General features: G+C 75.3%; 11 protein-coding genes. 6 read left to right on the forward strand and 5 right to left on the reverse strand.

Annotated elements, in window-relative coordinates; all coding sequences use genetic code 11:
* Positions 1 to 273: 273 nt before the first annotated feature.
* The 6 genes from J0910_RS13550 to J0910_RS13575 all read left to right on the forward strand — a co-directional run bounded on the left by J0910_RS13550 (position 274) and on the right by J0910_RS13575 (position 6,010).
* The gene (locus J0910_RS13550) at positions 274 to 1,110 is read left to right on the forward strand and encodes an NAD-dependent protein deacetylase (protein ID WP_420161991.1); all 837 of its coding nucleotides are present in this window, start codon (positions 274 to 276) and stop codon (positions 1,108 to 1,110) included.
* A 138-nt stretch (positions 1,111 to 1,248) separates the two neighbouring features.
* Positions 1,249 to 1,938 (forward strand): Crp/Fnr family transcriptional regulator, encoded by a 690-nt coding sequence (locus J0910_RS13555; RefSeq protein WP_420158857.1) that lies wholly within the window; start codon positions 1,249 to 1,251, stop codon positions 1,936 to 1,938.
* A gap of 160 nt (positions 1,939 to 2,098) precedes the next feature.
* Positions 2,099 to 2,872 carry a hypothetical protein gene (locus J0910_RS13560; protein WP_420158858.1) on the forward strand — a complete coding sequence of 258 codons (774 nt, stop codon included), beginning with the start codon at positions 2,099 to 2,101 and terminating at the stop codon, positions 2,870 to 2,872.
* On the forward strand, positions 2,869 to 4,620 hold the full coding sequence (locus tag J0910_RS13565) for a hypothetical protein (RefSeq protein WP_420158859.1): 1,752 nt from the start codon (positions 2,869 to 2,871) through the stop codon (positions 4,618 to 4,620). The genes J0910_RS13560 and J0910_RS13565 overlap by 4 nt, the downstream gene beginning before the upstream one ends.
* Positions 4,617 to 5,192, forward strand: coding sequence for a hypothetical protein (locus J0910_RS13570; protein ID WP_420158860.1), 576 nt, complete (start codon positions 4,617 to 4,619; stop codon positions 5,190 to 5,192). The genes J0910_RS13565 and J0910_RS13570 overlap by 4 nt, the downstream gene beginning before the upstream one ends.
* On the forward strand, positions 5,192 to 6,010 hold the full coding sequence (locus tag J0910_RS13575; RefSeq protein WP_420158861.1) for a hypothetical protein: 819 nt from the start codon (positions 5,192 to 5,194) through the stop codon (positions 6,008 to 6,010). The genes J0910_RS13570 and J0910_RS13575 overlap by 1 nt, the downstream gene beginning before the upstream one ends.
* Positions 6,011 to 6,153: 143 nt before the next feature.
* Here the strand turns inward: J0910_RS13575 and J0910_RS13580 are convergent, their stop codons facing one another.
* The 5 genes from J0910_RS13580 to J0910_RS13600 all read right to left on the reverse strand — a co-directional run bounded on the left by J0910_RS13580 (position 6,154) and on the right by J0910_RS13600 (position 14,424).
* Positions 6,154 to 6,759, reverse strand: a complete 606-nt coding sequence (locus J0910_RS13580) for a Uma2 family endonuclease (RefSeq protein WP_420158862.1) — start codon at positions 6,757 to 6,759, stop codon at positions 6,154 to 6,156.
* A 218-nt stretch (positions 6,760 to 6,977) separates the two neighbouring features.
* Positions 6,978 to 7,838, reverse strand: coding sequence for a formate dehydrogenase accessory sulfurtransferase FdhD (gene fdhD, locus J0910_RS13585; protein WP_420158863.1), 861 nt, complete (start codon positions 7,836 to 7,838; stop codon positions 6,978 to 6,980).
* A gap of 58 nt (positions 7,839 to 7,896) precedes the next feature.
* Positions 7,897 to 8,901, reverse strand: coding sequence for a 2Fe-2S iron-sulfur cluster-binding protein (locus J0910_RS13590; protein ID WP_420158864.1), 1,005 nt, complete (start codon positions 8,899 to 8,901; stop codon positions 7,897 to 7,899).
* Positions 8,898 to 10,952, reverse strand: a complete 2,055-nt coding sequence (locus J0910_RS13595; RefSeq protein WP_420158865.1) for an NAD(P)H-dependent oxidoreductase subunit E — start codon at positions 10,950 to 10,952, stop codon at positions 8,898 to 8,900. Before J0910_RS13595 ends, J0910_RS13590 begins: the two co-directional genes overlap by 4 nt.
* 1,528 nt (positions 10,953 to 12,480) lie before the next feature.
* Entirely contained in the window at positions 12,481 to 14,424 is a 1,944-nt protein-coding gene (locus tag J0910_RS13600; protein ID WP_420158866.1) for a molybdopterin oxidoreductase family protein, read from the reverse strand.
* Between the last annotated feature and the right edge of the window lie 17 nt (positions 14,425 to 14,441).

A 14,441-nucleotide genomic window follows, 5' to 3' on the forward strand; every position in this document is an offset into this window, starting at 1 on the left:
GGTACCAATCTCGTACTCGGTTCCGGATCTTCCGGTCGGACGTGCGGTTATGTCGGGTCCGGCGGCCCGGAGGAGAGGGGGAGCGGTCCAAAAAGTGGTTCTCATCACATACGCCGTTCGGTTTCACGGAGAGAAATTCGAAAACTTTGGGAAAGTTTTCACGAACGGCTTCCATACTCCTTCCGGGTATTGCCGCATTTCCCCTCGAAAAGGGTGCCGGGGCGCCGGCGGCCACCTCGGACCGGGGCGCATACCCTCGAGGGCGTGACGAACATGCTGGAGGCCGAGAGCCCGGCCGCTGCGGCGGCGCGCATCCGCGACGTGCTCGGGAGCGGACCGGTGGCCGTGCTCACCGGTGCGGGCCTGTCCACCGACTCCGGGATCCCCGACTACCGGGGCCCGGGATCACCGCCCCGGACGCCCATGACCTACCAGCAGTTCGTCGGCGACCCCGCGTTCCGCCGGCACTACTGGGCCCGGAACCACGTCGGGTGGGGCCACGTGCACCGCACCCGGCCCAACGGCGGGCACCTGGCACTGGCCCGCCTGGAGGCGGCCGGCGTGGTCGGCGGCGTCATCACCCAGAACGTCGACACGCTGCACGGGGAGGCGGGCAGCAGGCGCGTCATCGACCTGCACGGCCGCTACGACCGGGTGGTCTGCCTCTCCTGCGGCCGCGCGGTCACGCGGCAGCGGCTCGCCGAGCGGCTGACCGAGCTCAACCCGCACTTCGCCGACAGCGTCGCCGACGTCGAGGTCGCCCCGGACGCCGACGCGGTGCTCGCCTCCACCGAGGGGTTCCGGGTCGCCGACTGCGAGTCCTGCGGCGGCATGCTCAAGCCCGACATCGTCTACTTCGGCGAGAACGTGCCCAAGGAGCGCGTCCTGCGCGCCTACGCGCTCGTCGAGGAGTCCTCCGCCCTGCTGGTCGCGGGCTCCTCGCTGACCGTCCTCTCCGGGAGGCGCTTCGTCAAGCAGGCCGCCGGAGCGGGCAGGCCGGTGGTGATCCTCAACCGCGGCGAGACCCGCGGCGCCCCGCTGGCCGACCTCAACGTCGACGGCGGCTGCACCCCCGTCCTCACCGCCCTGGCCGAGGCCTACGGGGCCTGAGCGGGGCCCGGGCGGCGCCTGCGGCGCCCCCGGCCCGGGTGGCCGGATCCGGTCAGAGGCGGGGGGAAACGGCTCCGGAAGGGCCCGCCTGGGATAACGCTGTACCCCCGGGGGGAGCGGGTCCGGAATGGAGCGGAGATGGGCAGACAGGGTTTCGGTGCGCTCGTCTCGGACGAGCAGTGGGCGCGGTTCCTCCGGGCCGGGGCGACGCGGCGCTTCGCCCCCGGCGAGCGGATCGTGCGCCAGGGCGAGCGCGGCGATGCGGTCTACATGCTCGCCGAGGGCACGGTGAAGGTGTCCATGGTGCGGGCCGACGGAGCGGAGGCGCTGCTGGCGCTGCGCGGTCCGGGCGAGGCGCTCGGCGAGCTGTCGGCGCTGTCCGGGCTGGCGCGGACCGCGACGGTGGCGGCCTCCGGCGGGCCCTGCCTCACCCGGGTGCTCAGCGGGCCGCAGTTCCGGCTGCTGGTCAAGAGCATGGCGCTGGAGGGCGCGCTCTGGGAGCACGTCGTGCTCCGGCAGAGCGAGAGCGACTCGCTGCGCGCGGAGATGGCCGCGCTGCCCGCCGGCCAGCGGCTGGCGGCGCTGCTGCTCCGGCTCGCCTCGCTGCTCGGCGCCGACACCGTCCACGGCGGGAGCGGCGGGCGCGGCACGGTCCTCAGGTTCGGGCTGACCCAGCAGGAGCTCGGGGACTCCATCGGACTCTCCCGGACCTCGGTGGCCGCCGAGTTCGCCCGGCTGCGGTCGATGGGCGTGATCAGCACCGGGCGGCAGTACATCGCCGTGCGCGACGTGGACCGGCTGCACAAGGTGGCGGTGGGCGAGGAGTGAGCCGGGGCGCCGGTGGCGCACGGGCGGTCTGCGCCGACCGGGACCCCGCCGGTCCGCTGTGTTCGGATTCGGGCACAGAGGCGGCCCCTTTCCGGGCAGAGTAGGGACCCCCGGAACCCGGCGGCCGGAACCCGGCCCCGACCCCCCAGGAGAACCGACCATGGCGGAGCCTTCGCCCGGCGGCCGGCGCGCGAGCAGACGCATGCCGCCCTACCGGGCCGTCCTCGCGGTGGACGCCGAGGAGTACTCCCTGGCGTCCTCCTACAACCAGCGGATCCTGCACAACACGGTCCGCGACGCGCTGGAGCAGGCGTTCGCCGACAGCGGCCTGGAGGAGGTGTGGCGCACCGCCTCCTTCCCGCGGAGCACCGGTGACGGATACGCGGTGGGGGTCGGCCCCGAGTACCTGCCGCTCCTCCTGCACCCGCTGCTGGGCGAGGTGCAGGAGGTCCTCGGCGACATGCAGCCCGGCCTGGCCTTCGAGGACCGGTCGCTGCGGCTGCGGCTGCGCGCCGCCGTCGGCCTGGGCCCGCTGCCGGACACCGGCGGCGAGGAGCGCGGCGACGGCGTCGGCAGCGCCATGGCCGAGACGCGCCGGCTGCTGGACTCCCCGGCGCTGAAGAGGGCGCTCGCCGAGTCCGACCCCGACATCACCTTCCTGGCCGCCGGGCTGACCGCCCGGGTCCACCAGGACGCGGTCCTCGGCGGCTACGTCGGCCTGAACCCGCGGCGGTTCCACCGGGCGCCGGCCGCCCTCCCGCCCGCCGGGGGCGGCGGGAGCCCCGGCGACGCCTACCTCTACATCCCCCAGCCATCCAAGCGGCCCCCGGGCGCGCAGGACGGATCCGGCGCCGCCCCCGGCGGCCCGGATGCGCGCCCGCGGGGCAGAACCGGTGCCGTCCTGTTCGAGGCGGTCGGAGAGGAGCGGCGGTGAGCGGCCCGGCCGACCCGTCGCGCAGCGAGCCCACCCGGCTGATGTGCGCAGGCGCCTACCTGGACCGCGGGTTCCGCCGCGCCGTCATCGCCGAACTGGTCGAGCGGCCGGAACGCGCGGTCGCGCCCTCCCTGGGGTTCGACGCGGTGCCGGTGCTCCGGCACTGCCTGCACGCCCGCAGGCTGGAGACCGAGGCCGGCGGGCGGCTGGTGCTGCTCTGGCTGGCCTGGCCGCTCACCGCCCTCCTCGCAGGCCTCCTCGTCGAGCTGCTCAGCGGGGAGGAAGGCGGGGAGATCACCATGGGAGCGCTCGTCACCACCCTGCTCTTCATGGCGGGCTTCGCCGTCCTGTGCCTGATCGGGACGGCGCAGCGGCGGGTGGCCGGGAGCCCCACCGGCTTCTACCTGGCGGATCAGGACAAGCAGCGGCTCCGGAGCGGCGGCCGCGCCTGGCCGGGCCTGGCGTTCACCGCCGTCGTCTGGACCATGTCGGCCGTCCTCTGGCCGGCGCTGCTGGGGATGGTCTGGTTCTACGGGTGGGAGACGGGCGGCCCGGCCCTGGCCGCCGTCCTGCTCCTCGTCTGCGGGGCCTGGCCGGCCCTGATCGCCGGGGTCGTGCAGCGGCACCGGTCGCGGGTGGACGGCATCCTCCTCACCGACCTCACCCCCTCCGGGTTCACCGGCGCCGGGCCGGAGGTGCACCCCGGGTACGAGCCGCTGCTCCGGGCGATCGCCGCCGAGCAGTACTCCTCCGTCGTCCTGTACGCCCCCGAGGCCCCCTTCCGAGGGGCGGGGGAGCCGCGGAGCCCGTGGCTCCTCGCCCTGGAGCTCCGGCCCGAGCCCGGGAGCGGGGCGGAGCGGCGGCTCACCGGCCGCCGCCTGGTCGACGTCATCCGGAAGCGGGTCGAGGCCCTCACCGAGCGCGCGGACGAGGAGAGCCGGGACCGCCTCACCGGCCTGGAAGTGCGCGAGCAGGTGTTCCTTCCGGGGCCGCTGCCCTACGGCAGCACCCGGGAGCAGCTGCCCACCGGCCCGGAGGACCGGGACCCGGCGCGGCGGCACGTCGCCGCGGCGGTCCAGGAGGGCGGTGAGCAGCGCAGGCACTTCCTCCGCCTCCGCGTCGGCGGCTGGGAGGAGGAGGTGGTGACCACCGTCTACGTCCGGGCGCACTGCCAGGGCCGGATGCTGCTGCTGGAGGTGGCGCCGCACGTGCTGGCGCCGATCGCGGACCGGTTCCAGAGGGTCGACGCCCTCCCGGCCTGGGTCGCCGCCCGCGGTCCGTTCGGCAGGGCGTGCACCGCAGTGCTCCTGGCGCCGGCGGCCTCGCTCATGGCGGTGGCCGCGCTGCTCTCGACGGCGGCGTCCGGGATCCGGGTGCACTTCGCCGCCCGCGAGGCCTCCAGGGTCGAACCGCCCCGGACGAGCCTGCGGGAGCTGGCCGCCGACAAAGGGCGGATCTCGCTCTTCCAGGACATGGACGTGGCGCGCTACACCCAGACCCTGCACGACCGGATCGGCTCCGCGGTCCGGCGGAGCCTGGTCGACGCCGGCTACCAGAGCGACGAATTCCAGCGGCACATCGTCAACATCGGCGCCGGCGGGGTCTTCGTCGGAGGATCGGTCAGCGGCGGGGCCATCGCCTCGGGCGAGGGGGCGCGGGCGGAGAGCGGAGACGGAAAGAGCAGGGCCGATCGGGACCGGAGTCGGCCCCGGGGGGCGGAATCGGCCGATACAGGAGAGAAGGCATGACGCACTACGACCCCGAAGAGCCGGAGACCACCGGCGGCGAGCAGGGAGCGGGACTCTACATCGCGGGCTCGATGCTCGGCGGCGCGATCGCCACCGGCACCGAGGCCTACGCCGAGGACCGCGCCCGCAGGGAGGACGGCCCGGACCCCGCCGCCCTCCCCGCGCCGACGGTGCGCCCGACCGCCGCCCCGCCCGGGCAGGTCGTCATCGGCGGCCACGTCGCGGGCGGAGCCGCGGCGGTCGGGCCGCGCAGCAAGGCCGTCGACGCCTCGGTGCACACCGGTACGGCCCGCAGAGGGCTGGCCGGGGCGCTGGCGGGCGTCCGCAGGGAGCTGGCCGGGCGGGAGCGCACCGTGGAGATCGCCGCGGTGGACGGCGAGCTCGCCCGCGCCGAACGGGAGATCGCAGAGGAGGGCGGCCCCGGGCGCGAGGCGGTGGAGCGGCTGGCCCGCCTGTTCACCGGGGGCAGCACCGTACTGCGCGGCGCCGCCGGAGCCGCGGAGGTGCTGGACGCCCTGAAGAGGTTCGTGGACCTGGCCCCCGGGGGCGCCGGAGGGGCGGAGGGCGACTGATGGGCGGAAGCGGTATGGCCGGCGGGCACCTGGAATGGGACCCGGAGCAGCAGCGCTGGATCCCATCGGGGCGGCCGGCGCAGCCGGGCGGGGCGCTCGCCCCGCAGGGCGTCTGGCCGTCCGGCCCGGAGGGGAAGGCGGCGGTGGTCGCGCTGGCCGCCCTCGTCCTCATCCTCGTGGTCGGAGTCCCGGTGGCGGTCTTCGCCGCCTGGAGCGGGGAGGAGGACGGGGTGGAGACCGTCGCGGGCGAGGATCCGGGGGCCGGCGCCGACGCGGGCGGCGAGGAGGGCCCGGAGGCGCCCGGCCCCCTGCCGGACGAGGAGCGGCCCTGGGACGACCTTCCCGGAGAGGGCGGCGGCACCGAGCCGGACGAGCCGGCCGCGGACGGCTACACCCGGGTCGAGGAGCCCGAGGGCTTCGCCCTCTCCGTCCCCGACGGATGGGAGCGCGACCCCACAGGGGAGGAGGGGGCGGGCGCGGTCTATGTGGCCGGCGACCCCCGCTACCGCCTTCAGGTGCTGTGGCAGGAGGATCCCGCCGTCGGAGCGCGGGAGGAGGCGGAGGCGATCCTCGCCGACGCGTCCGGCCGCTCGGACTACGAGGAGCTCTCCTTCTCGGGCGGCGGCGACGCCGTCGAGTTCGAGTACTCCTACGACAACACCGTGCACGGCCCCCGCTACGTCATGGGGAGCGCGTTCGGAGCCGACCCCGTCCACGTGATCATCTCGGCGGGGCCGGAGTACGACCGGGGCGCCGTCGCCGAGGTGCACGCCGCCGCCGCGGCGGACTTCTGCGCCGACGCGCTGCTCTGCGGGTAGGGGCGGGGCGGAGGGCCGTTCGGCGGCCGGCCCGCCCTTACCCGGCGCCCTCGGCGCCGCGGCCCCGGCGAGGCGCGCCGACAGGTCCGCGACACCGATGGCACCGGGAGGGGGCGGCGGTCCGGGGCGTCAGGGGCGGCGGCTCAGGGGTAGCGGCGGAGCCGGGCGGTGTCGATGCGCACGCCCTCCAGCGGGGAGGGGAGCTTCACCATGTCACCGAAGGCGAACCGGCAGACCGCCCGGTACTCCCCGTCCCGGGGATCCGACCGGCAGACGATCGTGCCGTCGCGCGGGTCGACCAGCAGGTAGATCGGGATGGCCCAGGAGGCGTACCGGTCGACCTTGGCGACCGTGTCGGTCTTGCTGCTCCCCGGGGAGACGACCTCCATGACGAACTCGACGGCGTCCGGAGCCAGGAGCCATTCCCGGTCAAGGCGGTCTGAATCGGTGTCGGGCACGACGATCAGGTCGGGGGTGGCCAGGTCGCCGCTGTTGCCGCTCAGCCCGGTGGAGAGGACCTCCATGGCGAGCAGGGAGTCGGGCAGCTGCGCCTCGATCTGCCTGCGGATCAGGGTGATGTGCCGGTTGTGGCCGTACGAGGGGGTGGGGGACACGACCAGTTCTCCTCCGAGGATCTCCACCCGGTAGCCGGGGGGGAGCATCTCGGCCATCCGACCGGCCACGCTCCGCAGGGGTTCCTCGGGGGCGGCCTTGAAGACGTCGGGCAGTTCCGGCGCGGTGGCGGACATCGGTGCTCCTTTGCGGTCCCCGGCCATCGTAGAAAGCACCCCGCCCCTCTGTCCGGCGAATGATCGATTTTCGAAACACCTTGCGGGAACCAGCCTAATCCGCGTGGGGAAAGGTCACCAGAACGCCTCACCGGTGAAGCGCACCGGGGTGTCGGGACCGGTCGGCGCCGGGGGCTCGGTGAGCGCCGGCCGGTCCCGCGCCTACGGCCCGGCCGGGGTCACCGCTGGGCCGCCATCGGCGTCGGAGACGCCGCCTCCAGGGTGATCCGGTGCCGGCCGGCGTAGACGTTCATGGAGGCGCCCCGGAGGAACCCGACCAGGGTCAGGCCGTGGGCGCGGGCCAGCTCGACGGCGAGGGAGGAGGGCGCCGACACCGCGGCCAGGGCGGGGATCCCGGCCATCAGCGCCTTCTGCACCAGCTCGAAGGAGGCGCGCCCGGAGACCATCAGGACCGTGCGGCGCAGCGGCAGCCGGTCCTCGCGCAGCGCCCAGCCGACCACCTTGTCCACCGCGTTGTGCCGGCCGACGTCCTCGCGCAGGCAGAGCAGCTCGCCGCCGGCGTCGAACAGGCCGGCGGCGTGCAGCCCGCCGGTGCGGTCGAACACCCGCTGGGCCGAGCGCAGCCGGTCCGGCAGGGCCGACAGCTCCTCCGGGGTGAGCCGCAGCGGGTCCTCGGCGACCTCCCAGCGGACCGCGGTGTGCACCGCGTCGATGCTCGATTTGCCGCACAGCCCGCAGGAGGAGGTGGTGTAGAAGTTCCGCTCCAGCGACGCGGCGGGCGGCGGCACGTGCGGCGCGGCCGCCACGTCCACCACGTTGTAGGTGTTGGAGCCGTCCGCCGCGGTGCCCAGGCAGTAGCGGATCGCGGTGATGTCGCGCGCCGCCGCCACCGCCCCCTCGCCGGCCAGGAACCCCGCCGCCAGGTCGAAGTCGTGGCCGGGGGTGCGCATGGTGACGGTGAGCGGGGCCCCGCCGAACCGGATCTCCATCGGCTCCTCGACGACGAGGGTGTCCGCGCGGTCGCCGGCGGATCCGTCCCTGATCCGCAGCACCTTCTCGCGGGTCGTCACGCGTCCCATAAGGCCTCCGCCTCCCCGGTGCTCTGCCCGCCACGGAACCGGCGCGCCCGTGTGCGGCTCATCCCATTCTCCCGGGTCCTCCGCCGCTCCGCCCCCTGCGGTCGGCCCGCTCGCCGTCCCGCTGCACGTGCTGGAAGCCGAACCGGCCCTTGATGCACAGGTTGCCGTGGGTGACCGGGTTGTCGTGCGGGGAGGTCACCTTGACGATCTCGTTCTCCTGGACGTGCAGCGTCACGTTGCACCCCACCCCGCAGTAGGTGCACACCGTGGTCGTCCGCGTCTGCCGCGACTCGTCCCAGGTGCCCTCGGCGCGCATGTCGAACTCGGTGGTGAAGGAGAGCGCCCCGGTCGGGCAGACCTCGATGCAGTTCCCGCAGTACACGCAGGCCGAATCGGGCAGGGGCACGTCGTGCTCGGTGGAGATGCGGGCGTCGAAGCCGCGCCCGGCCACACCGATCGCGAAGGTGTTCTGCCACTGCTCGCCGCAGGCGTCCACGCACTTGTAGCACATGATGCACTTGGCGTAGTCGCGCACGTAGAGGTCGTTGTCGTCCTTGGCCGGCTGCTCCACGGTGGCGGCGGCCGACCCGTCGCCCGCCTCGTGCTCGCCGGCGTGCCGGGCGTCCCGCTCGCCCAGCGGCGCGGGCTCGGCACGCGGCCCGAACCGGTCCGGGTCGGCCCCGTACCGCTCGTTCCACTCCGCCGCGCCCGGGGTGGTGGACAGGTCCACCGAGGAGCCGAGCAGCTCCAGCACCAGCCGGCGGCTGTGCCGGACCCGGGGGGAGTCGGTGCGCACCTCCATCCCCTCCTCGACCTTGCGCGAGCAGGCCGGCACCAGGGTGCGGGCCCCCTCCACCTCCACCACGCACACCCGGCAGGCGTTGCGCGGGGTGAGCGTGTCGCCGTAGCACAGGGTGGGCACCTCGGTGCCGACCGCGCCGCAGGCGTCCAGGACGGTGGAGTCCTCCGGGACGCGGACCTGCTCGCCGTCCAGGGTGATGTCGACCAGCCGCCGGGGCAGGCCCAGCGGGACCGGGGCGACGCGGGTTCGGGCCGTGCTCACGGGGCCTCCTCGGGAGCGGTGGGGGAAGCGGGGGCGGTCTCCGCGAACACGCCCAGCCGGTCGATCGCCGACTCCACGGCGTTCCACGCGGTCTGGCCGAGCCCGCAGATGGACGCGTCGCGCATGGCCTCGCCGACCTCGCGCAGCAGCGGCAGCTCGGTGCCGGTACCGGCTCCGCCGGAGAGCCGGACCAGCGCCTCCTCCTGGCGGACGGTGCCCACCCGGCACGGGACGCACTGCCCGCAGGACTCGTCCCGGAAGAACGCGGCGATGCGCACCAGCACGGCGGGCAGGTCCACGGTGTCGTCGAAGACTAGCACCACACCCGAGCCGAGGGTGGTCCCGGCGTCGCGGGCGCCCTGCACCGTCAGCGGGAAGTCCGCCTCGTCGCCGCGGACGAAGCCGCCGGCCGCCCCGCCGAGCAGCACCGCGCGGGGATCCCGGCCGGCCGGGCGGCCCCCGGCCAGGTCCAGCAGCTCGCGCAGGGTCGCCCCGAACGGCAGCTCGTAGACGCCGGGGCGGGCCACCGTCCCCGAGACGCAGTACAGCTTGGGGCCGGTGGAGCCGGGCACCCCGATCGACGCGTAGGCGGGGCCGCCCGTCTCCAGGATCGGCAGCACGTTCACCAGCGTCTCGACGTTGTTCACCGCGGTGGGGCGGCCGAACAGGCCGTACTCCACCGGGAACGGGGGTTTGCTGCGCGGTTCGCCGCGCAGCCCCTCGATCGAGTTGAAGATCGCGGTCTCCTCGCCGCAGATGTAGGCGCCCGCGCCGCGGCGGATCTCGATGTCGAAGGAGAACCCCGAGCCCAGCACGTCCGGACCGAGCAGGCCGCGGGCGCGGGCCTGGGCGATCGCGTTCTCCAGCCGGGAGAGCGCCCGCGGGTACTCGCCGCGGATGTAGAGGTAGCCGGTCCGCGCGCCGATGGCGTACCCGGCGATGGTCATGGCCTCGACCAGGGAGAACGGGTCGCCCTCCATGACCACCCGGTCCTTGAAGGTGCCGGGCTCGCTCTCGTCGGCGTTGCACACCAGGTAGCGCGGGATCTCCGGGCGCTGGGCGGTGGCCGCCCACTTGCGTCCGGTGGGGAAGGCCGCGCCGCCGCGCCCGGCCAGGCCGGCGTCGGTCACTTCCCGGATCACCCCGGAGGGGCCCAGCAGCAGCGCCCGGCGGAGCGCCGTGTACCCGCCGTGGGCGCGGTAGGAGTCCAGGTCCTCGGGGTCGGCGGTGCCGATCCGCCGGAGCAGCACCAGACCGGGGTCCCCGGCCTGGGGGACCGACGCCTCCGGGGGCGGCTCGGGCGCGGGGCCGGGCAGCGGGTCGGGGGAGAAGGTGGTACGGGGCGCGGCCCGGCCGCCACCGGGCGGGGCGCCGTTCGGGCGGTCCGTCCGGCCGGCGCGGTCCGTGCCGGCGGGATCGGCGGAGGCGCCGGGGGCCGCCTCCGGGAGGGCCGGCCCGCACACCTCCTCGGCGGTGGCGGGCGCGGCGACCGCGTAGCGCGGCCGTTCCCCGGCCTCCAGCACGAGCGCGGCCGGAGCCCGCTCGCACAGCCCCAGGCAGGGGCTCTCCGCCCAGGTCGCATCCGGGCCTTCCGCGCCGCCGGGCCGGGCCGCCCCCTCCGGCGGCCCGGAGCGCGGCGCGTGGCCGGGCCCGCCCAGGCGCTCGGCGACCTCGGCGCGCAGCCGCCGCGCACCGCGGGCGGTGCAGGCGATGTCGGTGCACACGTGCACCTGCCGGCGGGGCCGCTCGCGCAGGGAGAGCATCGAGTAGAACGTCGCGACGCCGTACGCCTCGGCGGGCGGCACGGTCAGCCGCCGGCAGATGTAGCCCAGGGCCTCCTCACTGACCCAGCCGATCCGGTCGTTGACCGCGTGCAGCGCGGGGAGGAGGAGGTCCCGCCGGGCGCGCGCGGCGTGCCCGCCGTCGGCGCGGCGCAGGTCGCCTTCGGTGCGGTCGCCGCCTTCCCAGGCGGACCCGGCCGGTCCGAGGAGTGCGTCGACCGCGGCGCGCTCGGTGTCGGTCGGCGGCGCTTCCAGGTGCTGAAGATCCACGTTCCCCGCTCACCTCTCCGTGTCCGAAAGAGCAGGTATCGACGTGTTAGCCACATCACAGGATTTTGTATACCGGCTACAGTATGCTGAGTGTCGGTTGGTCGGCAACCCCCGATTCCGGTGAATTCGTCTCCGATGTTCGGGGCGCCTCCGCGCGCCTCCGCCGGAATCCCGCCGGACCGGGCCCCGGGCGCACGTGATGGGCCTCCGCCGGCCCAGGGGGCGCGCCCGGGGCTCTCTCTTCTGTCGGGCTTCCCGGCTTCGGTCTCCCTTGCCGGGGGAGTGGTTCGAGGACTGTGGCGGCGGCGCGGGTGGGGACGGGGTTCAGGCGTCGCCCGGGTGCGGCGCCCCACAGGGCGGGGGTTCAGGCGGGCGGCGACGGCGGAGGTAGGGGCGGGGCCGGGCGTCCCGGCCGGGCGCGGCGCCCCACGGAGCGGAGGTTCAAACCGGCGGCGAGGCCAGGGGGCGTGCCGGCCGGTCGGTCGGGCGCGGCGCCCCACGAGGCGAAGGTTCAAGCAGGCGGCGAGAGCGGGAACGGGCCGAGGGGCGGCGGGGCGCGTGCGGCAGAGCGGTTCTGGCCGGTGGTGGCGGGTGAGGGGGCGGGATCGCCGCGCCCGCGTCGCCCCGGTGGCGGGGCGGGCCGCCCGGCGACCACCGACACCACCCTGACCTGGGTGAACACGGGCAGTGACGGTGGTGGGGGGCGGCCTGCGCACCGCGAGAGCACCCCGGTGATTCCCGGGTGCGCATCCCGGGCCGGAACGGGCCCCGGAAGGTCGGAACGGCCCTGATCGGGGCGGCGGCCGGGGATCCGTGCCGCCGGGAAGGCCGGAAGGGCGGGGCCGGAACCCCGTGGAGGGGCGGCGAGGGGGCGGGATGCCGCATTTATCCCCCCGGCGGGCCCCGCTTCGGTCACTCTGAGTGACCGACGAGGGGTGATGGGGGCTTCCGGGGCTGCTACTCGCCGGTAGATGTCATCGGGCCTGCTGCGGGGGTGCGCAGGGCGCCCCCGCCCCGCCCGACCCCGCCCGCGATCCGGCAAAGCGGACACACCCCCCTCCACCGGCACGGAGGGCCCGCGCCCTTCCCCGGAACGCCGCTTCCCCCGCCGGGCGCCCGGGGCGGACCGGTGAACACCGCCCCGGCCCACTCCCGCCCTCGCCGCCCGTCTGAACCCCCACCCCGTGGGGTTCCGCACCCGGCCGGGACGCCCGGCCCCGCCCCTGCCTGCGCCGTCGCTGCCGGTTTGCGCCTTCACTCCGCGAGGCGCCGCGCTCGGGTGGGGCCTTCGCCCCGGCCCTACCCTCGCCGTCGCCGCCGGTCTGAACCTTCACTCCGTGGGGTGCCGCGCCCGGCCGGGGCGCCCGGCCCTGCCCCTACCTGTGCCGTCGCCGCCGGCCTGAACCCTCGCCCCGTAAGGCGCCGCGCCCGGGTGGAGAGCTTCAGTCCATCCCGCCTCCCTCCCCTGAGCCTGTTCCCGCTCCCGGGGCCCGCTCGTCCGGCGGGCCCCGGGCCCCGGGCGGGGCGGTCAGCCGGTCGCGGCCTGAGGGGCGGCCTCAGGGCGGACCTTCTCCACGCGGACCGCGGCGGCCTTGTACTCGGCGGTGCCGGCCAGCGGGTCGGTGGCGTCGATGGTGAGGAGCTGGGTGTCGACCTGGTCGGGGAAGTGGAAGGTCATGAAGACCAGGCCCGGCCGCAGCTCGGGGGAGACGGAGGCGGGGACCAGAACCGAGCCCCGGCGGGAGGAGACCCGCACCGTCTCGCCGTCGGCGACGTCCAGGGCGGCGGCGTCCTCGGGGGAGATGTCCAGCAGCTCCCCGCGGCGCAGCGGGGAGGAGAACCCCCTGGTCTGCACGCCGGTGTTGTAGTCGTCCAGGCGGCGGCCGGTGGTCAGGCGGAACGGGAAGTCCTCGTCCAGCAGGTCGACCGGAGGGGAGTGGCCGACCAGGCCGAACGGGGCCGGCTCACCGCGGTCGGCCGGGTCCTCGGCCCAGAGCCGCCCGTGCAGGTAGCTCGGCTCCAGGGAGTCCTCGGAGAAGCAGGGCCACTGGATGCCCTGGTTCTCCTCCAGCCGCTTGTAGGTCATCCCGCGGTGGATCGGGGAGAGCGAGCGCAGCTCGTCCCAGACCTCCTCGGAGCTGGGCCGCTGCCACGGGTGGCCGAGGCGCGCGGCCAGCTCGCACATGATCTCGATGTCGTCCCGGGCGCCCGCCGGCGGGTCCACCGCCTTGCGGACCAGCTGCACGCGGCGCTCGCTGTTGGTGAAGGTGCCGTCCGACTCGCACCAGGCGGCGCTGGCAGGCAGCACCACGTCGGCCTGCTCCGCCGTGCGGGTCAGGAAGATGTCCTGGACGACCATGTGGTCCAGTTCGCGCAGCCGGCGCAGGGTCGTCTCGGTCTCCGGCTCGGACTGGACCGGGTTCTCGCCGATCACGTAGAGCGCCTTGACCGCGCCCTCCTCCATGCCCTCGAACATCTGGGTGAGGTTGCGGCCCCTGTAGGGCCTGATCGGCACCCCCCAGGCGTCCTCGAAGGTGCGGCGCAGATCGGCGTCGAGGATGTCCTGGAAGCCGGCCAGCCGGTCCGGGATGGCGCCCATGTCGCCGCCGCCCTGCACGTTGTTCTGCCCGCGCAGCGGCTGCAGCCCCGAGCCGTACCGCCCGACGTGCCCGGTGAGCAGCGCCAGGTTGATCAGCGCGCGCACGTTGTCGGTGGCGTTGTGGTGCTCGGTGATGCCCAGCGTCCAGGAGAGCTGGGCCCGCTCGGCCAGGGCGTAGGCGTGCGCCAGCTCGCGGACGGCCTCGGCGGGCACCCCGGTCACCCGCTCGGCCGCGGTGGGCGTCCACGGCTCCACCAGCCTCCGGTACTCCTCGAAGCCGGTGGTGGCCCGGCGTACGAACGCCTCGTTGACCAGGCCGGCGCGGATGATCTCGCGGCCCACCGCGTGCGCCAGCGGGATGTCGGTGCCGACGTTGAGGCCGAGCCAGCGGTCGGCCCACTCCGCGGTCGCGGTGCGCCGGGGGTCGACCACGAACAGCCGGGCGCCCCGGTGCACCCCCTTGAGCACGTGCTGGAAGAAGATCGGGTGGGCCGCCCTCGGGTTGCCGCCCCAGACGACGATCAGGTCGGTCTCCTCCACCTCGCGGTAGGAGGAGGTGCCGCCGCCGGAGCCGAACGCCGCGGACAGTCCGGCGACGCTGGGGGCGTGGCAGGTGCGGTTGCAGGAGTCGACGTTGTTGGTGCCGATGACGACGCGGGTGAACTTCTGGGCCACGAAGTTCATCTCGTTGGTGGAGCGGGCGCAGGAGAGCATGGCGAAGGAGTCGGGGCCGTGCCGGTCGACGGCCCCGCGGAACCCTGCGGCCGCGCGGTCGAGCGCCTCCTCCCAGGTCGCCGGGCGCAGCTCGCCGCCTTCGCGGACGAGGGGCGCGGTGAGTCGTTCGTAGGCGGTGGTCCGCCGGTCCGATCGCATCGTGTCCTCGCAGGGGG

It is taken from the genome of Nocardiopsis oceanisediminis, assembly GCF_048595525.1.
Lineage (GTDB): Bacteria > Actinomycetota > Actinomycetes > Streptosporangiales > Streptosporangiaceae > Nocardiopsis_A > Nocardiopsis_A oceanisediminis.